This window comes from Kocuria sp. TGY1127_2 (genome assembly GCF_013394385.1).
In the GTDB taxonomy this organism is placed as follows: domain Bacteria; phylum Actinomycetota; class Actinomycetes; order Actinomycetales; family Micrococcaceae; genus Rothia.
On record NZ_AP022834.1, the window covers coordinates 2,573,087 to 2,596,575 of the forward strand.

A 23,489-nucleotide genomic window follows, 5' to 3' on the forward strand; every position below is an offset into this window, starting at 1 on the left:
GGTTCAAGACCGGCCCCGGTGGCCGGGGCTGTTATGGGGCTCGAAGGTTGAGAAGGCTCGGCGCGGCGTGGAGCAGTGACCGAGTGTAGTCGTGCGATGGGTTTCTCAGGACTTCGTCCGCCTCTCCTTGTTCGACGGCCTGGCCCTTGGTCATGACCAAGAGATCGTCGGAAATATGGCGGACGGTCTGAATATCGTGAGAGATGAACACCATTCCCAGATTGAGTTCCCTCTTCAGATCGATGAGCAGGTTGAGCACCTGAGCACGGACGGAGACGTCCAGGGCGCTCGTTGGCTCGTCGGCCACGATGACCTCCGGGTCGAGGGCGAGCGCTCGGGCGATGGCCACGCGCTGCCGCTGACCACCCGAGAGCTGAGCGGGTACGGCTTCGGCCGCCGAGGTCGGAAGCCCGACCAGATCGAGCAGCTCGTACACACGGTCCGAGCGGCCGGATGCGGCCCCCATCCCGTGCACGTCCATGGGGTCCTTGACGATGTCGTGCGTGGTCATTCGGGGATTCAACGCGGTCGAGGCGTTCTGGAAAATCATGGTGACGGCTTTGCCGAATCTCTTGCGGTCCGCGGCCCCCGTGCCCACGGGTTTTCCGCGGTACAGCAGCTCACCGTCCGTGGGCTCTTGGAGGCCCACGATGACGTTGGCGAGGGTCGTCTTGCCCGATCCGGATTCCCCGACAACGCCTACGGTACGACCGCTCAGGACGTCCAGGGAGATTCCGTCGACGGCTTTGACGACGTTGCGTTTGAACAGGGACCCGGTGCGCGTCGTGAAATGAACCTTCAGGTCCTTGAGGGACAGAACAGCTTCGTCCGTCCGGGATGCCGTGGCACTCATGAGTCAGCTCCTTGAATGATTTTGACGGTAGCGGATCCGTTCGTCGGAGCGTTGGTCGCCCAATAATGGTCCGATCCGCCGATCTGCTCCATATGCAGGGGCGCCAGCGGATTGGCGTCGGGCCTTTGCGATCTGGGAGCGAATCGGTCGCCGGGTGCGAATTCACGCGGGCTGGGAACTGTCCCCGGGATTTGGTAAAGGCGTTCGGCCGACGACTCGATGGACAGAACTGAGCCGAGCAGACCCTGTGTGTATTCGTGTCGGGGATCGGACAGGACCTCCGTCGTACTGCCGGTTTCGACGACCTGTCCCGCGTACATGACCGTCACCCGGTGGGCCAAGGACCCGACCAGAGCGAGATCATGGCTGACGAAAATCATCGCGAAGCCGAGCTGCTTCTGCAGGTCGAGCAGCAAGTCGACCACCTGGCGCTGCACTGTGACGTCAAGGGCCGTCGTCGGCTCGTCCGCGACGACGAGTTTGGGTGAACGGGACAATGCCATCGCAATGAGCACGCGCTGCCGCTGTCCACCGGACAACTCGTGAGGATAGCTCTTGAGGGTCCGATCCGGGTCCAGCTGCACGAGCCGCAAGAGCTCGTTCGGCTTCATGCGCCCGCCGCGCTTGGTCAGTTGTTCCATCTGATCCTTGATGAGCATCGAAGGGTTCAGGGAGGATAAGGCGTCCTGGTAAATCATGGCGATCTGTTCTCCACGAAGTCCGGCAAAGGTGCGGTCCAGGGCTTGCTGACCCGGTTTGGAAGGTACCAGCTCTTTCCCACCGAAGAGGATCGATCCGGTGACGACCGCGTTGGTCGCTTGAAGCCCCATGATGGCCAAAGACGTAATCGATTTACCCGACCCGGATTCTCCGACCAACCCCATGGTTTCGCCCGGGGCGACCGAGAAGCTGAGATCGCGAACGACCTTGGTGTCCCCGTATCTGTCAGGGAAGGAAATCGAGAGGTCCTTGACCTCCAACAACGGCTTCGCATGGGGATCGGGAGCCAACCGATCGCCCCGCCGTGATTCCGCCGCCGCCAGAGCCGCAAGCTGCTCGTCCAGCAAAGACTTGCCACGGGGGCTGACCGTCTGAATGTTCGACGTCGGGACGGCCCGTGAGGACTCCGCCGCAAATATGGCTTCGGTCCTGGGTTGGACGGTTTCGCTGCGAGGTGAGGTCGCTTCCGAGGATGCCGCTTGGGCTCGCAATCGCGGATTGGCCATCGCATCGGTCATTCCCTCGGACAGAACGTTCAGGGCGAGGACCGTCAGCAAAATCGTGATACCAGCGAAGGTAGTGGCCCACCAGGCACCCGCAAGAACCACATTTCGTCCGTAGGAAATGACATTTCCCCAGCTCGGGTCCGGGTCTTGGATGCCCGCTCCCAAGAATGACAGCGAGGCCTCGAAGATGATGGCATCCGCGACCATGACCGTCGCAAAGACTAGAACGGGAGCCGCGCTGTTGCGAAGCACGTGCTTGGCCAGAATGAATGCGCGCTTCGCACCGATGATGCGCTCCGCGCGGACGTAGTCCTCATTCCACTGGGTCAGGATATTGGCGCGTACCACCCTGGCCAGCTGAGGTGTATAGATGATCGCGATCGACAGGATGATCACGGGAATCGAATTGCCCATTGTGGACAGGAGAACGGCGGCGAGCGCAATACCGGGGAACGCCATGATGACGTCCATGATTCGCATGATCCCCTCGTTGACCCAGCGACGTCCCGTCGCGGCGATGGCCCCGAGGATCCCGCCAAGGATCAGAGCCAAGGCAACCGAGCCCAATCCGATGACGAGTGAGCTGCGGGCACCGTAGAGCAGACGCGAGAAGATATCCCGATTGAGTCGGTCCGTGCCGAACAGGTGGTCCCAACTGGGGCCCTGAGGCACTCCCGCTCCGGTCTGCAAAGGGTCGTGTGGTGCGATGAGTGGGGCGAAAATCGCGGCGAGCGCTATCAGGATCAGGAATACTGTGGCGACCTTGGATCCCCATGGCATCCTGCGGAATCGAATCCCGGGCTGGGAGAGTCGGTCGGCGAGCTTGAATCTCATGGTCACACCGTCCTAATGCGAGGGTTGATGAGCAGATAGAGCAGGTCGACGACGATGTTGACCAGCACGAAGGTGACGGCAATGGTGACGACGACGCCTTGAACCAGGTTGATGTCCTGGTTGGTGATTCCGTTGAGAATCAGCTGGCCCATGCCCGGCATCGAGAAGATCATCTCGATCACCACGGCACCGCCTAAGAGGTAACCGATGCGCAGGCCGAGCACCGTTACTGGAGTCACCAGGGCATTGCGCAGAACATTCGTCCGGAGGACTTCGCCGCGCGGGACGCCGTTGCCGATGGCCGTCCGCACGTAGTCCTTGTCCAGTTCCTCAACCATCGAGGTGCGAACCACCCGGATGAGGGACGCGCACACCGGAATGGCCAGAGCCACGGAAGGCATCAGCATCGAGGTGAAGTACTTGCTCGGACTGTCGAAGAAGGAGGTGTATCCACCGGAGGGAAGAATGCGCCACCCGACGGCGAACCACTGGATGAGCAGGATTCCGAGCCAGAAGGACGGCGTGGCGACCGCGGCGATCGAGAATACGCGGATCAGTTGGTCCGGCCACCGGTCCCGGCACAGAGCAGCGATGATGCCCAGGACCAGGGAGACCACCGCAGCGATGACGACGCCCCAGAGGGTCAGTTGAAGCGTGACCGGGAAGGCCCCCGCAATCATGGTCGAGATCGGTGACTCAGGCGGAGTCGTGACACCGAAGTTCAGGGTGCACAACCGACCGAGGAAGGTCAGGTACTGGACGATCATCGGCTGGTTGAGCCCGTGTTCTTCCCGGTACGCATCCTTGGCATCCGCGCTGGCGTTTTCTCCGAGGGCGGCCGTTGCCTGGTCACCGGGCGAGAAGTGCAGCACGATGAACACGAGCAGCGTAATGCCCAGGATCATGAAGGGGAGGGCGATGATTCGTCGCCCGAAAAGTCTGAGTATGTTCCCCACGAGAAATCCTCCTTGGATCGTATGCGGGAGAAGTTGGCTGGGTCAGTTCCGCTCTACACCGAGGAAAGAGAGGCCCGTGGTCGGCAGCGGTTTGAAGCCCTTGAGGTCGGTTCCGTGCCAGGCCGTCGGCAAATTGCGGTGGAAAATGGGATAGAGCGGGACTTGCTCGGCCATGATGTCGATGGCTTGACCCCACAGTCGCAGGGCTTCATCCCGATCGCTGGTCTGCACCGCACGGTCCATGAGGTCCAGGGTTTGGTCGTGTTCCGGCGTGCCGGCCCAGTGGAATCGCTTGTCTGCCCAGGTCTTGCCCCGGAACCACCAGGAGAGCAACAGGTCCATGTCGTTGCCGTAGACCGATGGGTCACCGGGGGCCACGCACAGTTGATAATTGCCTGTGTCCACGTACTGCGCGTACAGGGCCCCCGACTGCATGGCCTGCATGTTCACCGAGACACCGGGGATCTTGTTCCAGGATTCGAGGATCACGGGCATGACGTCCTTGACCCACGAGGTATCGGTGGTATGAACCGTGAAATCGAGCTTGTCCACGCCTGCCTGGTGCAGGAGCTGAGACGCCTTGTCGAGGTCGTAGTCGTAGACCGTAGAGGCTTTGACGTAGTCCGGATGCTCTTTGTGAACGAATGAAGTCGCGGCGCTCGCGTGCCCCAGTAACCCCCGCTCGATGACCAGCTCGGTGTCCAGGCCGTAATGCAGGGCTTGGCGTACACGGACGTCGTCGAACGGCGGCTTCTGGAGATTGAACATCATGAACAAGAGGCCGAACGAGGGCACCTGTTCGAGGCTCGATCTCTTCTGGAGCCATTCGGCGTCGAGGTACGGGACATCCTCGATGGCCTGTACCCGGTCCGAGTCCTGCGCGGTCACACGAGCCGCGGAGTCGGAGAGCAGGTACCAAATCATTTCGTCCACGGTGGCCTTGTACTGACCGTTGTAGTCGGCGAATCCGCTGAATTCTATACGGTTGTCCTTGAGAGCCCGGACGAATTTGTACGGTCCCGAGCCCACCGGTTGGGCGTCGAATCCCTTCGGATCTTTCTCGATCACGGCCTTCGGCACGATTTTGATGCACGAGATGCGCTCGGCAAACAGCGGGAAGGGGTTCTTCAGGTGGAACCGGACTGCTTTGTCCCCGTGGGGTTCGACGCCGTCGATGAAATCGACGAGTTGGAGCAACGTCGATGCATTCTCCGGGTCGAGGACCCTCGTGAAGGAGTACACGACGTCGTCAACGGTGACGGGGGAACCGTCGTGGAAATGGGCACCTTGGCGCAACGGCACCTCGTAGGTACGCTCGTCGATTTCCCGGGGCATCTCAGAAGCCAGAGCAAGGTACGGCTTTCGGGTCGCTGGGTGGAGATCAACGAGACCCTCGAAGATATGCAGGTTTGCGGCCATGGCCGCTGCACTCGTGGTGATCATCGGGTCGAATCCGGTGGAGAGGGAATACGAGATGCCCGCCTCGATGCGCTTCTTGGCCGGAGCGGTATCCGCCGAACATGCGGAGAGGCTCGCCGAAAAAGCGAGAGCCGCGCTCAACCCACCGGCAGCCGTGAGAAATCCGCGCCGTGAGATGCGGCGCGCGGTCTGGGACTTCTTCGTCGAAGACTCTGGGATCATCTGGGCCTCCAGAGGAGATGGGATGTAGGATGTCCTATGCTTGGTGTGTAAATTTAGCCACATAGAATCCTGTTGTCAACATCACGTTTGTTGTGGCGGACGGCCACCCATCGAGCGATGACGGGACCACGATAAGATCCACAAAGTTCGACCATCGACGAGGAGAACGCATGGAACCGAAGGATTACACCTCGAAACGCCGGGTCGGCGCTGCCGATCGTATGCGTGCCCTCCAGCAAGAGATCATGACGATCATCCTGGACCGCGGCCTCACGCCGGGCGACCCCATGCCCACGGAATACGAACTCGTCGAAGAGCTCGGCGTCGGACGCAATACGGTCCGCGAATCGCTCAAAGTACTGCAGTCGATGGGCGTGGTGGAGGTACGGCACGGATACGGAATGTTCGTGGCCCACAAGAACCTCGAGGCTTTGGCCATGGGCTTGGAATTCCATGCCCGCATGTCCCTCCAGGGCCATGGGAACGAGGCCATGGAGGTCGTCGAGGTCCGTCAGGCCCTCGAATCGGCGCTGGTCAGCTCCGCCATGGACGCGATGACCGCGGAGGACCATGCTGCCCTCGAAAAATGCATTCAAGGCATGGAAGAGTCAGCCGAAGACGGTGCACTCAACGCGGAACACGACCACGAATTCCACCGTCTGCTCTTCGCCCCCTTGAACAATGGGCTTCTGGCCAGCCTTCTGGAAGTCTTCTGGTCCGTATATGGACAGATCAGGGAGCAGGTTGGCCAATCTATTCCTGTTGCCAAAAAGAACGCCCAAGCCCATCGAGACATTCTCGAAGCCGTGAGGAACGGGGAAAAGGAACGAGCCGCGCTTCTGCTGAACTCCCACTTCGACGCCCTGCGCGGATCACTGCAAAAAACCATCTCCTGATCCTGTCCGGGCATAATGGCCGTACATGTACGCCCTCATCATCGATTCACCTGACTCCAGCGTCCTCGCCAACCGATTGAACTCACTCCCCTCTGCCGACCGGTACATCCAAGAATTCACCGTCTCGTCCGCGGGAAAGCTCAGCGCCGTATTCTCCGCTCCGGAAGCCGCGCTCGATGCCGCCCTTGCGACCCTGCGGCAGCCCGGAGTCATGGTGGGGCTCGGCACCGCGGGGAACGCCTCCGACCAGGATGCCGGAACCACGTTGGCCTACGCGCGTGCGGCTTGTGATCGGTGCGCTGCAGGACCAACCCAAGCCAATGCGGCATTTCGAAATATCGCGGTCGAGGCCCCCGATCCGCGGCTTGCCGATGCTGCGACCGGCGTCGCACGTTTGCTTTCCCGACTCGTCGGCACGAGGACCCAAGCCGAGTGGCGCGTTGTGGACCTCCTTGTCCCAGGGGTCCGCGGACAGCACCGTGCCATCGCCGATGCGCTCGGCATTTCCCCTCAAGCAGTCAGCAAAGCCCTCATCCGAACGGGGTGGCACGAGCAGACCGAGGGCTATTTCGCTTTGGCCGAGATTCTGAGGCGATTGGAAGGCACCGCGGCCGATACAGCGCAATAGCCCCGACACACTGACGCGTACCCACGGGTACACTTCCGAGGTATACTTTCGCTGTTATATACGTCACCCTCGCACACAGGTGAGTCCATGGCCCCCAGAACCAGCGTCATTCTGCCGGTCTACAACACCGCATCGAGCGTCATTCGATCGATCAGAAGCGTAACCGCTCAAACCGATCCGGACTTCGAACTCGTCGTGATCAACGACGCGTCCCCAGACGACGCCGACCGTGTGATCCGCCAGCACCTGGCGAGCATCGATGATCCTCGCGTCCGGTACGTCGTCAACGACCACAACCTTGGCTTGGCAGGGTCCAGGAATCGCGGAATGCGGGAAGCGCGGGGAGAATGGGTTGCCTTCCTGGACTCCGATGACGTCTACCATCCGGAATTTCTCGAGAAAATGCACGCGCAGACAACCGCCTCGACTGACGTCGTGGTCTGTTGCCATGACGTCCTGTATCCCGACGGGACGCACCGATATCGCGTACGAGGGACCACCGGAATCTTCACGGGACGCCAAGCCATGATCAACCTCATGCGGGATCAGCTCACGCCCTATGCATGGGACAAGATCTTCCGTGTTTCTTCCCTGGAGGATCTGGAATTTCCGCTTCTCAATAGAGTCGAGGACTCTGGATTCTCAATCGCCGCGTACCAACGCGCCAGAGAAGTCGTCTACATCCAAGATTCTCTCCACTTGTACTCGGTCAACCCGAAGTCCATCACGTGGGGTTCGGTCCCGCCGATCTCGGAGAGTTACCGGTTCATGGAATTTCTCAAGGAACGGACCCAGGCGCACCGTGGCTCCTACCGGGAGAAGAACGCGCTGGCCGCGGCGTGGATTCTGACGTTCCTGAATTCTGCACAGGCCGCGCTGAGGCTGAATCCACCAGCCCTCGAATCCCATGTCGCCGCCTGCCAGAACGCCATGAACTGCACCCTGCTTTTGCGGTGCCTCATGACCCGCCCGGTATATGCCCTCGCCGGGGCCCTTCTCAAAGGCTCGCCACCCCTCTACGGAGTCCTCTACAAAGAATTCGTCAAGAGGCAATACGGACTCTAAACACCCCACCGCGCCAGAGAACGGGCCGGGCGCAAAAAACGCCCCGGATCGAGCACCGAACCGGGGCGTTTCAGGTATTTCGACAAAACGAGCTATTTCTTCCCGACCAGACCTTTATCGACCATCCAGTCCAGAGCGACGTCACCAGGGTCCTGCCCCTCGACATCGACCTTGTAGTTCAGGTTCTGCATTGTCTTGTCATCCAACAGCTTGGAAACCTGTTCGAAGCGCTCCTGCAGTTCCGGGTACTTCTTCACCAGATCCGAGTTGAAGACGGGCGAGCCGTTGTACTTCGGGAAGAACTCACGGTCATCCTGGAGAACCGTGAGGTTGAGGGCCGGAATGCGCCCGTCGGTCGTGAAGACCTCTCCGAAATTGCAATCGCCCTTGGCTGTGGCCGCGTACACCGTACCGGTGTCCATGACCGAAACGTTGCTCTCCGGGACACCATCCGGCGCACCCCGCTGAAGACCGTACTTTTCCAACATCGGGTTGAATCCGTCACTGCGCGAATTGAACTCGGACTCGACGCAGAACGTACGTTCATTCACGGGTACCTTGGCTATGTCGTCCAGGCTCTTGACGCCGTACTTATCCTCGAATTCCTGGCGGACTGCGAACGCATACGTATTGTTCAGCGGCGCAGGCTTGCCCCAGGTGAGATTGTTCTTCTCATCTGCTTTCTTGACGGCTTCCCACTGCTGCTGTGCATCGGGGATCGCTTCGGTCTCCCCCATGTAGGTGAGCCATGCGGTACCCGTGTACTCCCACCCGAGTTGTGCTTGTCCGCTGACCATGAGATTGCGTGAAGGCTGAGAGCCCGGCACGTTGGTCATGTCCGAGACGTCGAACCCCGCCGCGTCCGCGGTCAGAACCGCAATCTTGCCGAGGACCAGCTGTTCGGTGAAGTTCTTGGACGTGACCGTGACCTTTTGGTCGCCCGCACCATCGATCGGTTTGATGCTTCCGGGTTTCAAATCGGGGAGAGTCGATGTCGCCGGCTGCAGGCCGCAACCGCTCAAGGCCAACATCCCGATCACGCCCAACGCGGCGAGCCTGGTCTTCTTCTTTCCAAACATGTCTAGAGTCCCTTCGGTCGAGCGACCTGCTCGAAAACGCGAGCAATCCAGTCCACGCTCAGCGCGAGGAGGGCCACCAGCAACGATCCGGTAATGAGCACCCTGTTCAAGGACAGGTTGACGCCGGTTGTGATCAGAAGCCCCAAGCCACCGCCGTCGACGAATGTCGCGAGTGTTGCCGTGCCCACGAGCAGCACGAGTGCGGTGCGGATGCCGGCCAGCATCACCGGGATCGCGAGGGGGAGTTCGACCTTCAGCAGGACGCCCATGTTGCTCATGCCCATACCTCGCGCGGATTCCACGAGGCGCGGGTCCACGGCATCGAGCCCCACCATGGTGTTCTTGAGAACGGGCAGGAACGCGTACAGGATCAGTGCGAGGGCGGAGGCCTGAAAACCGAAACCCAGCCAGAACGCGAACAACACGATCAGGCCGACGGGCGGGGCCGCCTGGCCCAGGTTTGCCAGAGCCATGAAAGGCGTCCCTAGCCACCGCAAGGGCTTGCGGGTCAGGAGCACACCGATCGGGATGGCCAGGATCAGGACCACGACGGCGGCGACGACGGTCAGTTGGAGGTGCTGCCACGTCAGGTTCAGCAGATTCTTGGGGTCAAGGGTCACTTGTTCGGGATCGGTCAGGTCGGCCTGGTTGAGCCACCAGATGATGGCGCCCAATGCGAGGATGATGACGACCGGCTGGATGACGAGGCCAGCCCACTGGCGGCGGCTCGTATCGAGTCCGGCCGTCTCCACGGTCTGGCTCATGAACGCTCACCGCTTTCATTCCACGGTTCTTGCCCGGGGCCGCGCCTTCCGCTGGCAGAGGAACCCGCTGCGGTCGAACCCCCACCGGCATCCGAACCCGCGTTCTGCTCTGCGCCGTCCTGGGAAGCTTTCGAAGACTCAACCGAGTCCCTGACCTCGGCCACCGGGATCTCCCCGGTGTTGTTGCCGACCGGTGTGTAGTCGCCGGGGTTGTAACTTCTCAGTTCCGTAATGGCCTTCATGACCGTCTCAACGGTGATGATTCCCTTGTACCGACCGCGTCCGCCTTGGACGAGCGCCTCGCCGGTACTCGCCACGAGCATCGTGTCAAGGGCGTCGTTGAGGGTTGATCGCGTGCTGACAATGGGAAGGTCCGGGTCCTGCTGGGTGGGCACCTTGGTTATCCGAGAGAGCTGTTCCTTCGACAACCACTGCAACGGGCGTTCACGCTCGTCCAGGACCACGGCGGTGTTGAACCCTGCTTTATCGACATGCCCCTCGAGCTCCCGTGCGTCCTGTCCAGGGTGCCCGATCACGCCGGGGATCAGGTCGACGTCGCCCACGCGGGCGAGTCCCAACTGCTTGAGTCCAGCCCCAGAGCCGATGAAGTCCTCCACGAACTCGCTCGCGGGATGAGCGAGGATACGCTCCGGGGTGTCGTACTGAACGATCCGCGCGCCTTCGTCGAAGACTGCGATCCAATCGCCCAACTTGACGGCTTCGTCGAAGTCGTGGGTGACGCAAACAATTGTCTTGTGCAGTTCGTGCTGAATGTTGATGAGCTCGTCCTGGAGCCGCTGACGCGTGATCGGGTCAACGGCGCCGAAAGGTTCGTCCATCAGCAGAACGGGCGGATCGGCGGCCAGCGCACGAGCCACACCGATACGCTGCTGCTGTCCGCCGGAGAGTTCCCTCGGGTAACGATCGCGGTAAGTATCGGCGTCCAAGGACACCAGGTCCAGCAGCTCGTCGACGCGATCGGCGATGCGCTTCTTATCCCAACCGAGCATCTTGGGAACGAGGCCGATGTTGTTGGCCACGGTCATATGCGGCAGGAGCCCGCCGGCCTGGATCACGTATCCGATCTTGCGGCGCAGCTTGTCGCCGTTGATTTTGGTGACGTCTTCCCCGCCGAGAATCAGCCGGCCCTCGGAGGGTTCGATCAGACGGTTGATCATTTTTAGGGTCGTGGTCTTGCCGCAGCCAGAGGGTCCGACGAACATGATGATCTGCCCTGCGGGGATCTCCAGCGTCAGCTGATCCACGGCAGGCTTCTTGCCGCTGCCATATCGTTTGGTGACGTTTTCGATCAGGATCGACGCGCCTTTGTGGCGGCCGCTCCCGGCGGAAGACGTGTCCGTCTGCGCGTCGCTCACGGGCGACGTCGCCTGTGCGGCTCCTGTGCTCTGGGCAGCGGCGTGGGCGGAAGTGGCGTTGCTATGGGTGTTCTCAGACACGGATACCCCTTGAAGTGGTCAGGCGGCCGACGAGGATGAGCACCACGTCGAGAATGAGGGCGAGGATGATCACGGCGACGACGCCGGTCACGACGGATTCGAGGGAGTTTGCTCCCCCGAGGCGAGACAAGCCCGAAAATATGTAACCGCCCAGGCCGGGCCCGAGCGCATAGGCCGCGACGGCGGCAATGCCCATGGTCATCTGCGCGGAGACCCGCATCCCTGCCAGAATCACGGGCCAAGCCAGTGGAAGCTCGACGCGGAAGAACGTTTTCACTCGACTCATACCGATACCGCGTGCGGCCTCGATGGTCGATTGGTCGACGCCTGCGAGACCGACGACGGCATTGCGCAGGATCGGCAGGACCGCGAAGAACGTGACCACGACGACGGCCGGAACCACACCGAAACCCAATGGGACTATGAGGAGGCCGATCAAGGCGAAGGAGGGGATGGTGAGGCCGACCGCAGAGACGTTGTTCGCCACGGAGGTCAGCGCTCGGCTTCGATAGCACAGCGCGGCCAGAACGATCGCGATGACCGTTGCGAGCACAAGGCACTGCACCACGAGGCTCATGTGTTGCCAACTCGAGAACAGAATCTGCCCCCACCGTTGGCGAAGAAAATCGCTCATGGTGTTCCTAGTGTGATGACTGACGCAGTCAGTGAGTACCGACGCTTTGTCCAAGAGTAATCAGGGTGCTGATGAAATCCAACTATTTGCGGAAACTGCAATTGGCCTGGTCAGGCCGGAAAGCCAGCATTCTGGCGTTCAATCTCCCGGTATTCCGCGCTCGTCATGGCGCGCCGTCACATACGGAATAAGTCCTGAAACAATCGAAACAGTTGCAGGCAGGCCACCCTGGCGCGGACGATGAGACCCAAGCGCTTCACTGCGAGCATCGACCGTCGAAGAGGATCAGCATGGCCGAACACACTTTCGGATTCCGAACCCGCGCACTCCATGCCGGGGGAACCCCCGACGCCGAGCACGGTGCACGAGCAGTTCCGATCTACCAATCCACGTCCTTCGTTTTCAAGGATTCGGACGACGCCGCGAATCTCTTCGCTCTGCAGAAATACGGCAACATCTATTCTCGGCTCGGCAATCCCACGGTTGCGGCCTTCGAAGAACGGGTCGCGTCTCTCGAAGGAGGCATCGGCGCCGTCGCGACGGCCTCGGGCATGGCGGCCGAGTTCATCACCTTCGCGGCCCTGACCCGGGCCGGGGACCACATCGTCTCCTCGGCGCAGCTCTATGGCGGCACGGTGACCCAGCTGGATGTGACCCTGCGACGATTCGGCGTCGAGACCACATTCATCGATTCGATGGACCCGCAAGCCTTCAAGGATGCGCTCCAGGAAAACACCAAGGCCATCTACACCGAGGCGGTCTCCAATCCCGCATGTCAGGTCGCGGATCTCGAAGGACTTGCCCAGGTGGCCCATGAGGCCGGGATCCCGCTCGTGGTCGACGCGACAATTTCAACTCCTTACCTTGTCCGCCCGATCGAACACGGCGCCGACATCGTGATCCATTCGGCCACCAAATTCATTGGGGGCCACGGCACAACCCTGGGCGGCGTGGTGGTCGAGTCCGGGCGATTCGACTGGGGCAACGGAAACTTTCCCTCGATGACCGAGCCCATCCCGTCCTACAACGACATTTCGTGGTGGGGGAACTTCGGCGAATACGGGTTCCTCACCAAGCTTCGTTCGGAACAGTTGCGCGACATCGGACCTTCACTGGCCCCGCAGTCGGCATTCCAGCTCATCCAAGGCATCGAGACGCTCCCCCAGCGCATGGACGCGCACCTGGCCAATGCCCAACAGGTCGTCGAGTGGCTCGACGCCGACCCGCGCATTGCCTACGTCAACTACGCGGGCCTGCCCGAACATCAGCATTACGAGCGCGGACGGAAGTACCTGCCTCTTGGCGTTGGCTCCGTATTCAGCTTCGGAGTGGCGGAGGCCAACGGCCTGTCGGGCCGCGAAGTTGGCGGTCGTTTCATCGAGAACCTCCAGCTCGCGAGCCACCTGGCCAACATCGGCGACGCCCGAACCCTCGTGCTTCATCCAGCGACCACGACACACCAGCAGCTCTCCGCCGAGCAGCTTCTTGCCGGAGGAGTGGCCGAAGACCTGATCCGAATCTCGGTCGGCCTGGAAGATCCGGAAGACATTCTGTGGGACCTGGATCAAGCACTGACCTCAGCAACAGGTCTGACCCGAGAGTCCGCCGCACAGAAAGGTCTCTGAACAATGACCAACCAGCCCGTCGCAACCGAACGCACCTGGCTCGGCCCTAGCGCCCCCGAACGGCTCAACATTCTTCACAACACGAAGTCCGTCGCGATCGTGGGGATGTCAGACAAGCCGGCGCGAGCCTCGTATTTCGTCTCGACTTATCTGCTGTCCAGCTCTCCTTACCGTGTTTATTTCATCAACCCGATCCTCGCAGAGAAGGGGAAGAAGGTTCTCGGTCAGGAAGTCTACGCATCGCTCGAAGATCTCCCCGAGGTGCCGGACGTCGTCGATGTCTTCCGCCGACACGACGACCTCCCGGGAGTAGCCGAAGAAGCCGTCAGAGTGGGGGCCAAGACCTTGTGGCTGCAGCTCGGCTCGTGGAACGAAGAAGCCGCAGCCATCGCCGAAAAGGCCGGGCTCAATGTCGTGATGGATCGGTGCATCAAGATTGAGCACGCACGATTCCACGGTGGTCTTCATTTGGCTGGATTCAATACGGGGGTCATCTCCTCGAAGCGCCAGCGGACGGCGTAACCGCACACATGGGCCGACATGGACCGAGGTTGTAGGCCTCGGCGAATGTCGGCCTTTTCCGGACGATCCGTTGGGATCAGCATCGCACCAGATCAGGAGCCCTGAGGGCCCGAGGATCCTCCCTGTTCATCCGGACCCCATTCGGTGTATCCGTCGGGGCCCTGAACCTGCCTGAAGGAAATATCCTCCGTATCCGCATCCGCGTCGAAACGCCAGTCGTCATTGTCCCACTGGACCGTAAATGTCAGTTCTCCGTATCCGGCACCGCCATAGATGGAAACGAGGATTTTCACGGTGGCCTTGTCTTCGGCATAGTTTTCTATCCTGAAGCCGGCGACCTGAAAGTCCCCAGCCTCGCTGGATGCCGAGGCCGAGGAATTCTGATCCTCGAATTTCTTGGCCACCTGGTTCCGCGCGTCGTTGTCCAGCGCCTGCTCACGGATGATCTTGGACATCACCCCATAGTCCTGGGCGATGACCGGAAGACTGTAATTCGTCGCTGCAAAGAGGGCGCCTTCGGGAGAGTGCTGAAAACAGGAAGGGACTTTGTCGTCGCCGACTTTCTCCGGTCCGAATTCTTTGGAAGAGGGGACCTTGAGACCGTTCAAGCTGTTTTTCCAGTCGGTCTTGGGAGCCGAATCCAGTGACGTCTTGTCCGACGCATCTTCCATACAGATAGATGTCTTCTGACTCGATTCGTCGGAACTGCTCGACCCGCCCATTCCGCAGCCCACGAGGACCAAGACACCGATTGCCCCGAAACCCGCGAACCCACACAAGTGGTTCAATTTTTTCATGATGGACCTTAAACTAAATTTTTAGATATAGGTCACAAGGCTATATAAGTAGCATCACTTTTCAAGGCCCTCGGGTTCAGAACCGGCTTGGCGGTTCTCCAGTTGCACGTCACGCAACCAGACGAGCACACACAAGGCAGTCATCACGAGCCCCGCAATGCAGACCCCGGCCCAGTGACCCGTATTCCAGGCCCAGACACCGACCGCAGACCCCACCGCGGCCCCGACGAAATACATGGTCATGTACACCGAGTTCAGCCGGGCACGCGCGGACGCATCAAGGGTATAGACGGTGTTCATGGAGATGATGTGCACCAACTGCACGCCGACATCCGTGAGGACCATACCGACGCAGAACCACAACACACTGTGTCCGCCCAGAATGAAGGCTCCCCAGCCGAGGGCCAGTGCAATCAACCCCAGGACGGTCGCTCGGCGGCCGAGGCCCCGGTCCACCATGCCTCCGGCGACACTGGCCATGAGCGCACCCGCCAAGCCCGTGAGGCCCACCAGACCGATGGCCGTGGGGCTCAGCCGGAAGGGGTCGTCAGCCAGGAGGAGCGTCGTCGTCGCGAAGACAGCGCTCATCGAGGCAAAGGAAATCCCGGAGATGAGGGACCGGGTTCGCAACCGGGGATGGCGCCGGATGAGCCTTGCCATCGACGTGAACAGTCCGAGGTAGCTCGGCGGATTCTCGGGATACGACGGTGGGAGGACTCTCCACAGGCCGATACCCACGAGAATCATGAGGACAGCGGCCACGTGATAAATCAAGGTCCACCCGCCGATATCGGACAGGATCCCCGCAACTGCACGGGCTATCAGAACCCCGGCGAGTAGCCCGGACATCACGGTGCCAACGGCCTTGCCGCCTTTGCCCGGTTCGGCCAGGATCGCAGCATACGGAACCAGTATCTGGGCCGCGACAGAGAACAGACCGGCAACCGCGATACCGATCATGAAGACGCCGAAAGCGGGCGCAAAACCCGCGACCAGTTGCCCGACCGCCGTCAGCCCAATGAGGCCGACCGTCAGCTTCCGACGCTCGAAAAGGTCACCGAGAGGGGTCAGGAAGACCAGTCCGACGGCGTAGGAAACCTGGGCCACCGTCACCGACGTCGCCGCGGTAGAACTGCTGACGCCCAACGCCTGCGAGATCTCTTCGAGCAGAGGCTGGTTGAAGTAGTTGCCCCCAGCGCACAGGCCGGTGGCCAGGCACATCAGGAACAAAACGGCACGGGTCAGCTGGGGTCCAGGTTTCGTCGAGGTCACCAACCAACTCTATGTTGTGGATGCCCCTCAGCGGTAGACGCGCACGACCCCGTCGGCGATGTTCCAGCCCAGGACATATCCATTCGAGAAGTTCTGTCTCATCTCGTTCCCATAGTGATACTCATTGCTCGTGGGGAATCCGAATCCCCTTTCGTAGTCGTGCCGTGACCACGAGGCACCTATCGCCCCGTACTCTTTGACGTAGTGCGCACCGGTTTGCGGGGTCCACAAGAACTTGTGACGGCGGCCGCGGCCGTCCTGGAAGATTTGGTACCGGCCACCGGTCGCATCGCTTTCGTTCATGGTCGGTTTGCCGAAAGCCGCCGGTCCCCCATTGCCGTAGTAGGCCGAGCCGACGGCACCGTAGGTGCTGTATGCGCCGGACGTCTGGGGTTGATAACCGGCGCCACTGACCGTGGTCAAAGCATCCTCGGGAGCCCCGCCGTTGGCGTATCCGTAGAGGTTAACCGTGCCGAGAAGACTCCACGGTTGACCCGTGCGGGAGAGGCTGCCGTCCGCATAGGTCAGTGCGATACCGACCACCTGAGCTCCTGGGTTGAGCAGGGCCGCACTGTGCGCAGGCGACGTTTTCCACCACGCGAGCAATTGCATAACGTCTCGCTGGTAGGTCAGAGCGATGACCTCATTGGCATGCGAGTATCGCCCAGCCCGTGAGTCGGTCAGGAAATTATTCGTGTGGTAGAAAGACTCGGCGGTGATCTGGTCGTCCGAATGCTGCTGTTCGATCTGCGTCAGGCGGGCGGAGAATTTGACCGGGTTCAGGCCATGGGCCCTGCGGTAAGCATTGATTCCGTCCAGAAGGCGCTGGGTATCGGCCATTCGCTGGCCCTGGCTGACCTGCACGATATCCTGTTGCGCCGCCTGGCTCGCTGCTGGAGCCTGAACCTGTGACCCGGTCAGTGCCGTGGCGGCCAACGCGGATGCCGCAACGGCTACGCGAGCCGCCCTGCCGTGGGCAACGCTCTGCACCAAGGACTGACGCCGCCCCGCATGTCGCGGCGTGTATTTGCGGCCGGCGGACTGGCCAAAAAGAGACTGAGTAGGCATAGATAGACCCATGGAGGGCTCCATTCGCAGTACTGACGAGTGACGATGAAATAAAGTGCCCAGGAGTCATTCGTCGACACCGAGGCACACTGATTTTATATAGAAATAGTCACGTTTTGATACAAGAAATCTAGTTTCGAAATCAAAGCGTGACTACACATTAAGGTCAGTGCATGAAATACCGGTGTCCTACCTGCACAATTATGTTCACCAATGCGATCCGGAAGCGAAAATACTCAGGCTGTGTTCGAAATGCTTTAGTTACTTTTCGAAAATATGTTCGGGCCAGCGCACCGGACCTCGGGGGTCTTCCGTGAGCAATCCGGCGATCCACACATCGAGCAATCTTCCGTTGACGGTGGTCAGGGCCCGGCGCGACAGGCCCTCGTAAGAGAATCCGAGCCGCTGGGCCAGCCGGGCCGAAGGAATGTTTCCGACCATGGCTCGCCATTCGACCCGGCTCAAGCCCAAACCGGAGGGCAGATCTTTCGGATCCTGGGGAGCCGGCGAGCCGAAAGCGAAATCCAGAACCAGCTCACACGCCTCCGCGGTAAAGCCTCCTCCCCTGGCATCCCGCGCCGCCCACACTCCCATACTGGCCGTCCGGGAACTTGTCATGGACAGTGACACCAGTCCCGCGAAGAGTCCGACGTTCTCACCCTCTCCCGGAACCTGATCGGCGGCGTCGCGCGGAACCTGGACCAGCGTCCCCGTGTCCGGCCCATCGACCTCATCCCTGATATGGAAAGCCCAAGTCAATACGCTTCCTGATTTCCACCCGGGAGCGACGACGCCCTCGATGTATTCGAGGGCGTCGTCTTCTTCATAGGAATCGGGAACCGATCCGGTCCACCGAGGAATCTCCGGATCCCGGCATGCGTCGACCATGGCGGCGACGTCGTTGGCACACGGCGCATCGAGGGCAAGACGGGAGGACCGGAGGCTGACATTACGCATGATGCAATCTTAGCCCGCGCCTAGAACCCCAGGCCCCACGAGACCGGTGCTCGAACAGCGAAGGCCCCGTGAACACGCCACGGGGCCATTGCGCTGCGGCCAGCTACGGACTAGGACTTGTTCCGCCCTTTCGCCGCGGGGCGCTGGGCCACGACGGGATGCAGACCCGTGACTCCTTCGCGCTCGGCCGCAATTTCGAGAACCCGCCCGCGAACCGCGAACCACCCGATGATGAGGGCCGGAATAACGATCACCATGGATCCGAGCGTGTACGTGCCCACCGGATAGTCCATAGCGATCAGAACCACGACTCCGGCCATGAACAACAGGACCAGCCAGTTGCTGTACGGGCTCAGGGGGGCGCGATAATCCGGTCGCCGGTACAGTCCCTTTTTGGTCAGGGAGACGAACTTCATGTGGCAGATGGTAATGGTCAACCAAGCGCTCATGATGCCGATCGAGGCGAAATTCAGCACGATCTCGAAGGCGCTTTCCGGGACGAAGTAGTTGAGCACCACACCGAGCAAAGCAACGATTGCGGTCAGGAAAATGCCGCCGTAGGGAACGCCTGAACGCGTCAGATTCTGCGCGAATTTGGGCGCAGAACCGGCCATCGCCATCGAATGCATGATGCGACCAGTCGAGTACAGGCCGGCGTTGAGGGACGAGAGTGCGGCCGTGATCACCACGAGCTGCATGATCGGCCCGGCAGCGTCAACCCCGATCGAGGAGAAGAACGTGACGAAGGGGCTCTCTGTCTCGCTGAAAGCTGTGTACGGCAGCAACAGGCAGAGCAGGAGAACGGAACCGACGTAGAAGACTGCGATACGCAAAATCACGGTGTTGATGGCCTTGGGGATAATCTTTTCCGCGTTCTTGGTCTCGCCGGATGTCGTGCCCACGAGCTCGATGCCTGCGTAGGCGAAGACGACACCCTGGGTGATGATCAACGCCGGCATCAATCCGTTCGGAAAGATTCCGTCGTTATCGGACATGAGCTGGAAGCCCGTGGGGTTACCGTTCGGCGTACCCACGATCACGAAGATGATGCCCACCACCAGGAAGATCAGCAGGGCGACGACTTTGATCAGGGAGAACCAGAATTCCATCTCGCCAAAGACCTTCACGGAGATCAGGTTCATTGCGACCACGATCACCACCACGAGGAAAGCGATGACCCACTGAGGAATCGCCCCGAAAAAGTCGAAGTATTGCCCGAACCAGCGCACGTAAATAGCGATCGCGGTCGCGTCCACCACCGCCGTGGTCGCCCAGAAGAGCCAATACATCCAGCCGGAGAAGTACGCGGCCTTCTCGCCGAAGAATTCGCGCGAGTAGGAGACGAAGGATCCTGAAGAGGGCCGATGGACCACGAGTTCACCGAGGCTGCGCAGAATCAGGTAGCCCATGAATCCGCAAATTGCGTAGACAATGAACAGTGAGGGGCCCGCGCTGTGGAGGCGTCCTCCGGCCCCCAGGAAGAGACCGGTACCGATGGCTCCGCCGATAGCGATCATCTGAAGCTGACGGGGGCCCAGTCCCTTGTGAAACCCCGCCTGCTCATCATTGAATGTTTGCCCGGTGCCGTGGCTCTGAGGCTCGACCTCCGCGCGGGATGCTTTGGATGACATGGGTTAGTTACCTTCTCTTAGGAAACCTCGTAAGTGTGCGAGTTAGTCCGATACATTATCGGCTCGATGTGTCGAATATGTTACCCACAAATATGAAGGACCGTGCCGCACACCACACTGCGCGCGACACGGTCTTTCGAGGACCGAGAAGGGTGGGCCCTTATCCCACGGGCTTTAGCGCATTGACGAGCGAAAAGAGGTCCTTGGGGTCATCGGGATCCGCGACCATGTCAATATAGGTTTGCAACGGCGAATCGGCCGTAGCGTCCCGGACGCAGCGGAGCGCCGAGAAATCGTTGATCGCAAATCCGACCGAGTCGAAGATCGTGATGTCTTCTTCCGATGTCCGACCTTCCGCCTCACCGTTGAGGACCTGCCAGAACTCGGTCACGGGGAAATCGGGGTCCATCTGCTGGATTTCTCCCTCGACTCGAGTCTGCGGAGTGAACTCCACGAACACCTTGCCCCGGTCGAGGATGGCCGCCTCCAGCTCGGTCTTGCCGGGGCAGTCGCCGCCCACAGCATTCAGGTGCATTCCGGGGCGGACATGCCGGGTGGCCAGGATGGTGTTCTGCGCCTTGTCCGCGGTGCAGGTCGTGACAATGTCGGCGTCGGCCACCGCTTCATCTACGGAGTCGGCCGCCGTAATGCGGAAGCCCAGCGGCTCGAGGTTGCGCCGCAGCTTCTCGACCGCTTTGGGGTCGACGTCGTAGACCGTGAGGTCCTCAATGCCCAACGCCGCGCGGAACCCGAGTGACTGGAACTCCGACTGCGAGCCCGCCCCCACCAGAGCCATTCTCTTGGAGTCGGGACGAGCCAGCTTTCGGGCGGTCATGGCCGACGTCGCCGCGGTCCGCAACGCCGTCAACAGGGTCATTTCGGCCAAAAACGTCGGGTAGCCGTTGTCGACGTCGGCCAGCACGCCGAAGGCCGTGACGGTTTGGAAACCGCGAGCGGGATTAGAAGGGTGGCCGTTGACGTACTTGAAGGAGTACAACTCGCCATCGGAGGTGGGCATGAGCTCGATCACGCCGAAAGGGGTGTGGCTCGCGATCCGAGGGGTCTTGTCGAATTTGGCCCAGCGACCAAAATCATGCTCAAGGTAGCCGATCATTTTCTCGATGATGGCCTCCACACCGTCGCGCTGGATCCACCGCGCCATGTTCTGAACATCGACGAATTGCGTCATGTTTTTCCTCCTCCTGACGAGTTCTGGATTCACCATGAGCCTAGTATTCACACTATTGAACCGAAATGGTCTCAATTCATCCAGAATGCCCCTCAGGTATTCAGATTGTTCGATACGGATTAGCATTATGGATATGGCGAAGACTTCAGATCTGGATCGACGACTCATCGCGGCCTTGCGCAAGGACGGCCGTGCCTCCATTGCAGCGCTGGCTCAGGAACTCGACGTCTCCCGGGCGACGGTCACCAAACGCATTGATTCGCTGACCGCCCGGGGAATCATCGTGGGGTTCAGCGTGCGTGTCCGAGACTATGCAGAGGCTTCGCAGGTCCGCGCCATATCTCTGATCGAAGTCGAAGGCAGAACCACGGATCACGTGATCGACGAGTTGCGTGGGCTCCCCGAGATTCTGGCGCTCCACACGACCAACGGAGGGTGGGATCTCGTGGCCGAATTGCAGTGCGTGGATCTTCAGGATTTCGACGCCGTCCTCAAGAGCATCCGCGGCATATCCGGAGTCGTAAACAGCGAGACGAGTCTGCTGTTGAGCTCGGTGGTCAGGTAGCCCGTCCTCATCGATACGAGCATCCCTCCGAGGCTTCGGCGCAACCGGCACCTTTGTTGCACCTCGCGGATGCGCCCGCTCACCCGATGGTCGGATGAGCGGGCCCACTCCGGATCGCCGTCGTCCACATATCATCACTGAGACAAGAGCGGACGTTCGGTCTACTCCTTGTTGTCAGCGTTTCCGGCGTAGATGTCCGGAGCGATCACGGTTCTGGCCTTCTGGGCCTCGTGCCGTTGCTGCGCGTCAACCGCCTGCCGTGCCGCAACTATGGGATAGGCGCCGGTGACACCTTCTCTTTGGGCCGCCAGCTCCATGACGCGTTTCCGGACGGCGAACCACCCTACGATGAGGAGAGGGACTACGATCAGCATGGACCCCAGGGTCAGCGTCCCCACGGGGTAGTCCAGGGCCATGAGAATGACGACCGAAACCAGGAATGCGACCGTCAACCAGTTGGTCACCGGTGCGAACGGCGCCCTGTACCGGGGCCTGGTGTAGAGCCCCTGCTTCGACAGGCGGACGAACTTCTGGTGCGACAGAGTGATAGCCGCCCATGAGGCCATCGTCCCGATAGCGGAAATATTGAGCACGATTTCGAAGGCCTGCGACGGCACGAGGTAGTTCAGCACGACACCCAGCAGTGAAACAACCGCGGTCAGGAGGATTCCTCCGAAGGGAACACCCGATGCGTTCAACTTGGCGGCGAATCGAGGTCCCGAACCGGCCATCGCCATGGAGTGCAGGATCCGACCCGTCGAGTACAAGCCAGCATTGAGCGAGGACAGAGCCGCCGTAATGACGACGAGCTGCACGATGGGCCCGGCGGCATCGACGCCGATCGAGGAGAAGAAAGTAACGAAGGGTGATTCGCCCTCGCTGTACGCGGTGTACGGCATCAGCATGCACAGGAGCAGAACGGAGCCGACGTAGAAGACCGCAATGCGGAGAATGACCGTGTTGATGGCCCTGGGAATAACCTTCTCCGGATCCTTGGTTTCGCCGGACGTGGTTCCCACGAGCTCAATACCCGCGTAGGCGAACACCACGCCCTGAATCACCACAAGCGCGGCCATGCCACCGGAGGGGAACAGACCCCCATGATCCGTGATGAGAGAAATACCCGTAGGCTGTCCAGTCGGCGACCCGAAGACCACGAAGATGATGCCGAGCACCAGGAACAGGACGAGCGTGCCGACCTTGATGAGCGAGAACCAGAATTCCATTTCCCCGAAGACCTTGACGGAGATCAGGTTGGCTCCCACAACGATCGCGACAACGGCAAGAGCGGAAACCCATTGGGGAATGCTCGCAATGGCCTCGCTGTACCGACCGAACCATCGGACGTAGATCGCGATGGCCGTCGCATCCGCGATGGCGGTCATGGCCCAGTTGAGCCAGTACAGCCAGCCGGAGACGTACGCGGCCTTTTCCCCGTAGAACTCGCGCGTATAGGAGACGAATGACCCGGACGACGGCCGGTGACAGACCAGCTCGCCCAGTGAACGCAACATCAGGTACCCGAAGAAACCGCAGACACCGTAAATGATGAAGAGGGAAGGACCCGCGGAGGCGAGACGGCCACCGGCGCCGAGAAACAGGCCGGTGCCGATGGCACCGCCGATCGCAATCATCTGGAGCTGGCGCGCCCCTAGTCCTTTCCGCAGGCCGGCATCCTCCGCGGCCATGAATTGATTGGATTTTCCGTGGGCCTTGCCCGACGGGCCCCCCGAAGAAAATGTCGATGACATTGACTAACCCTTTGGTTCAGGGAGCATCCACTCCATCGCTCCCCTAGCGAGGGGAGTCAAGGAGGGACGCTCGACTCGA

Annotated in this window: 21 protein-coding genes; 6 read left to right on the plus strand and 15 right to left on the minus strand. The window is 60.7% G+C overall.

Features of this window, described 5'->3' with window-relative positions:
- Positions 1 to 31: 31 nt before the first annotated feature.
- Genes sake_RS11475 through sake_RS11490 form a run of 4 tightly spaced genes read right to left on the minus strand, consistent with a single transcriptional unit; the run spans position 32 to position 5,510 of the window.
- Positions 32 to 853, minus strand: coding sequence for an ATP-binding cassette domain-containing protein (locus sake_RS11475; protein WP_178946080.1), 822 nt, complete (start codon positions 851 to 853; stop codon positions 32 to 34).
- Positions 850 to 2,913 carry a dipeptide/oligopeptide/nickel ABC transporter permease/ATP-binding protein gene (locus sake_RS11480; protein ID WP_129360393.1) on the minus strand — a complete coding sequence of 688 codons (2,064 nt, stop codon included), beginning with the start codon at positions 2,911 to 2,913 and terminating at the stop codon, positions 850 to 852. Before sake_RS11480 ends, sake_RS11475 begins: the two co-directional genes overlap by 4 nt.
- Positions 2,914 to 2,915: 2 nt before the next feature.
- Positions 2,916 to 3,869 carry an ABC transporter permease gene (locus sake_RS11485; RefSeq protein WP_129360392.1) on the minus strand — a complete coding sequence of 318 codons (954 nt, stop codon included), beginning with the start codon at positions 3,867 to 3,869 and terminating at the stop codon, positions 2,916 to 2,918.
- Positions 3,870 to 3,911: 42 nt separating this feature from the next.
- On the minus strand, positions 3,912 to 5,510 hold the full coding sequence (locus sake_RS11490; protein ID WP_178946081.1) for an ABC transporter substrate-binding protein: 1,599 nt from the start codon (positions 5,508 to 5,510) through the stop codon (positions 3,912 to 3,914).
- 170 nt (positions 5,511 to 5,680) lie between these two features.
- On the opposite strand from sake_RS11490, the gene sake_RS11495 reads away from it, so the two are divergent.
- The 3 genes from sake_RS11495 (at position 5,681) to sake_RS11505 (ending at position 8,099) form a co-directional block, all read left to right on the plus strand.
- Positions 5,681 to 6,406 carry a FadR/GntR family transcriptional regulator gene (locus sake_RS11495; protein WP_129360390.1) on the plus strand — a complete coding sequence of 242 codons (726 nt, stop codon included), beginning with the start codon at positions 5,681 to 5,683 and terminating at the stop codon, positions 6,404 to 6,406.
- A gap of 25 nt (positions 6,407 to 6,431) precedes the next feature.
- Complete coding sequence (locus sake_RS11500; protein ID WP_178946082.1) at positions 6,432 to 7,034, plus strand: recombinase RecJ; 603 nt, start codon at positions 6,432 to 6,434, stop codon at positions 7,032 to 7,034.
- An 87-nt stretch (positions 7,035 to 7,121) separates the two neighbouring features.
- Complete coding sequence (locus sake_RS11505; RefSeq protein ID WP_129360388.1) at positions 7,122 to 8,099, plus strand: glycosyltransferase family 2 protein; 978 nt, start codon at positions 7,122 to 7,124, stop codon at positions 8,097 to 8,099.
- Between the two features lie 92 nt (positions 8,100 to 8,191).
- Here the strand turns inward: sake_RS11505 and sake_RS11510 are convergent, their stop codons facing one another.
- The 4 genes from sake_RS11510 to sake_RS11525 all read right to left on the minus strand — a co-directional run bounded on the left by sake_RS11510 (position 8,192) and on the right by sake_RS11525 (position 12,033).
- Entirely contained in the window at positions 8,192 to 9,178 is a 987-nt protein-coding gene (locus sake_RS11510; protein ID WP_129360387.1) for a glycine betaine ABC transporter substrate-binding protein, read from the minus strand.
- Between the two features lie 2 nt (positions 9,179 to 9,180).
- Positions 9,181 to 9,942, minus strand: coding sequence for an ABC transporter permease (locus tag sake_RS11515; protein WP_129360386.1), 762 nt, complete (start codon positions 9,940 to 9,942; stop codon positions 9,181 to 9,183).
- A complete protein-coding gene (locus sake_RS11520) occupies positions 9,939 to 11,318 on the minus strand; it encodes an ABC transporter ATP-binding protein (protein ID WP_178946335.1) in 1,380 nt (459 codons plus the stop codon). The genes sake_RS11515 and sake_RS11520 overlap by 4 nt, the downstream gene beginning before the upstream one ends.
- A gap of 73 nt (positions 11,319 to 11,391) precedes the next feature.
- Entirely contained in the window at positions 11,392 to 12,033 is a 642-nt protein-coding gene (locus sake_RS11525) for an ABC transporter permease (protein WP_129360385.1), read from the minus strand.
- Between the two features lie 290 nt (positions 12,034 to 12,323).
- Between sake_RS11525 and sake_RS11530 the strand changes: the two genes are divergently transcribed.
- Positions 12,324 to 13,658 carry an O-acetylhomoserine aminocarboxypropyltransferase/cysteine synthase family protein gene (locus sake_RS11530; RefSeq protein ID WP_178946083.1) on the plus strand — a complete coding sequence of 445 codons (1,335 nt, stop codon included), beginning with the start codon at positions 12,324 to 12,326 and terminating at the stop codon, positions 13,656 to 13,658.
- Between the two features lie 3 nt (positions 13,659 to 13,661).
- Complete coding sequence (locus sake_RS11535) at positions 13,662 to 14,180, plus strand: CoA-binding protein (RefSeq protein WP_178946084.1); 519 nt, start codon at positions 13,662 to 13,664, stop codon at positions 14,178 to 14,180.
- A 92-nt stretch (positions 14,181 to 14,272) separates the two neighbouring features.
- On the opposite strand, the gene sake_RS11540 is transcribed toward sake_RS11535, so the two are convergent.
- From sake_RS11540 to sake_RS11565, 6 genes are all read right to left on the minus strand, one after another.
- Entirely contained in the window at positions 14,273 to 14,977 is a 705-nt protein-coding gene (locus sake_RS11540) for a hypothetical protein (RefSeq protein ID WP_129360382.1), read from the minus strand.
- 54 nt (positions 14,978 to 15,031) lie between these two features.
- Positions 15,032 to 16,249, minus strand: a complete 1,218-nt coding sequence (locus sake_RS11545) for an MFS transporter (protein WP_197964432.1) — start codon at positions 16,247 to 16,249, stop codon at positions 15,032 to 15,034.
- 27 nt (positions 16,250 to 16,276) lie between these two features.
- Positions 16,277 to 17,317 carry a CAP domain-containing protein gene (locus sake_RS11550; RefSeq protein ID WP_165001006.1) on the minus strand — a complete coding sequence of 347 codons (1,041 nt, stop codon included), beginning with the start codon at positions 17,315 to 17,317 and terminating at the stop codon, positions 16,277 to 16,279.
- A gap of 261 nt (positions 17,318 to 17,578) precedes the next feature.
- Positions 17,579 to 18,274 (minus strand): GNAT family N-acetyltransferase, encoded by a 696-nt coding sequence (locus sake_RS11555; RefSeq protein ID WP_129360380.1) that lies wholly within the window; start codon positions 18,272 to 18,274, stop codon positions 17,579 to 17,581.
- Positions 18,275 to 18,384: 110 nt separating this feature from the next.
- Positions 18,385 to 19,905, minus strand: a complete 1,521-nt coding sequence (locus sake_RS11560; RefSeq protein WP_129360379.1) for an amino acid permease — start codon at positions 19,903 to 19,905, stop codon at positions 18,385 to 18,387.
- Positions 19,906 to 20,065: 160 nt separating this feature from the next.
- A complete protein-coding gene (locus sake_RS11565; protein WP_197964433.1) occupies positions 20,066 to 21,094 on the minus strand; it encodes an ornithine cyclodeaminase in 1,029 nt (342 codons plus the stop codon).
- Between the two features lie 133 nt (positions 21,095 to 21,227).
- Here sake_RS11565 and sake_RS11570 point away from each other — a divergent pair, with 133 nt between their 5' ends.
- On the plus strand, positions 21,228 to 21,659 hold the full coding sequence (locus sake_RS11570; protein WP_129360377.1) for an Lrp/AsnC family transcriptional regulator: 432 nt from the start codon (positions 21,228 to 21,230) through the stop codon (positions 21,657 to 21,659).
- A gap of 161 nt (positions 21,660 to 21,820) precedes the next feature.
- On the opposite strand, the gene sake_RS11575 is transcribed toward sake_RS11570, so the two are convergent.
- A complete protein-coding gene (locus tag sake_RS11575) occupies positions 21,821 to 23,347 on the minus strand; it encodes an amino acid permease (RefSeq protein WP_238147698.1) in 1,527 nt (508 codons plus the stop codon).
- Positions 23,348 to 23,489: the final 142 nt, after the last annotated feature.

Coding starts and splice junctions, on each gene's coding strand:
- sake_RS11475 (WP_178946080.1), bottom strand. CDS start 853: ATGAGTGCCACGGCATCCCGGACGGACGAAGCTGTTCTGTCCCTCAAG.
- sake_RS11480 (WP_129360393.1), bottom strand. CDS start 2,913: ATGAGATTCAAGCTCGCCGACCGACTCTCCCAGCCCGGGATTCGATTC.
- sake_RS11490 (WP_178946081.1), bottom strand. CDS start 5,510: ATGATCCCAGAGTCTTCGACGAAGAAGTCCCAGACCGCGCGCCGCATC.
- sake_RS11495 (WP_129360390.1), top strand. CDS start 5,681: ATGGAACCGAAGGATTACACCTCGAAACGCCGGGTCGGCGCTGCCGAT.
- sake_RS11500 (WP_178946082.1), top strand. CDS start 6,432: ATGTACGCCCTCATCATCGATTCACCTGACTCCAGCGTCCTCGCCAAC.
- sake_RS11505 (WP_129360388.1), top strand. CDS start 7,122: ATGGCCCCCAGAACCAGCGTCATTCTGCCGGTCTACAACACCGCATCG.
- sake_RS11510 (WP_129360387.1), bottom strand. CDS start 9,178: ATGTTTGGAAAGAAGAAGACCAGGCTCGCCGCGTTGGGCGTGATCGGG.
- sake_RS11515 (WP_129360386.1), bottom strand. CDS start 9,942: ATGAGCCAGACCGTGGAGACGGCCGGACTCGATACGAGCCGCCGCCAG.
- sake_RS11525 (WP_129360385.1), bottom strand. CDS start 12,033: ATGAGCGATTTTCTTCGCCAACGGTGGGGGCAGATTCTGTTCTCGAGT.
- sake_RS11530 (WP_178946083.1), top strand. CDS start 12,324: ATGGCCGAACACACTTTCGGATTCCGAACCCGCGCACTCCATGCCGGG.
- sake_RS11535 (WP_178946084.1), top strand. CDS start 13,662: ATGACCAACCAGCCCGTCGCAACCGAACGCACCTGGCTCGGCCCTAGC.
- sake_RS11540 (WP_129360382.1), bottom strand. CDS start 14,977: ATGAAAAAATTGAACCACTTGTGTGGGTTCGCGGGTTTCGGGGCAATC.
- sake_RS11550 (WP_165001006.1), bottom strand. CDS start 17,317: ATGCCTACTCAGTCTCTTTTTGGCCAGTCCGCCGGCCGCAAATACACG.
- sake_RS11555 (WP_129360380.1), bottom strand. CDS start 18,274: ATGCGTAATGTCAGCCTCCGGTCCTCCCGTCTTGCCCTCGATGCGCCG.
- sake_RS11560 (WP_129360379.1), bottom strand. CDS start 19,905: ATGTCATCCAAAGCATCCCGCGCGGAGGTCGAGCCTCAGAGCCACGGC.
- sake_RS11565 (WP_197964433.1), bottom strand. CDS start 21,094: ATGACGCAATTCGTCGATGTTCAGAACATGGCGCGGTGGATCCAGCGC.
- sake_RS11570 (WP_129360377.1), top strand. CDS start 21,228: ATGGCGAAGACTTCAGATCTGGATCGACGACTCATCGCGGCCTTGCGC.
- sake_RS11575 (WP_238147698.1), bottom strand. CDS start 23,347: ATGGCCGCGGAGGATGCCGGCCTGCGGAAAGGACTAGGGGCGCGCCAG.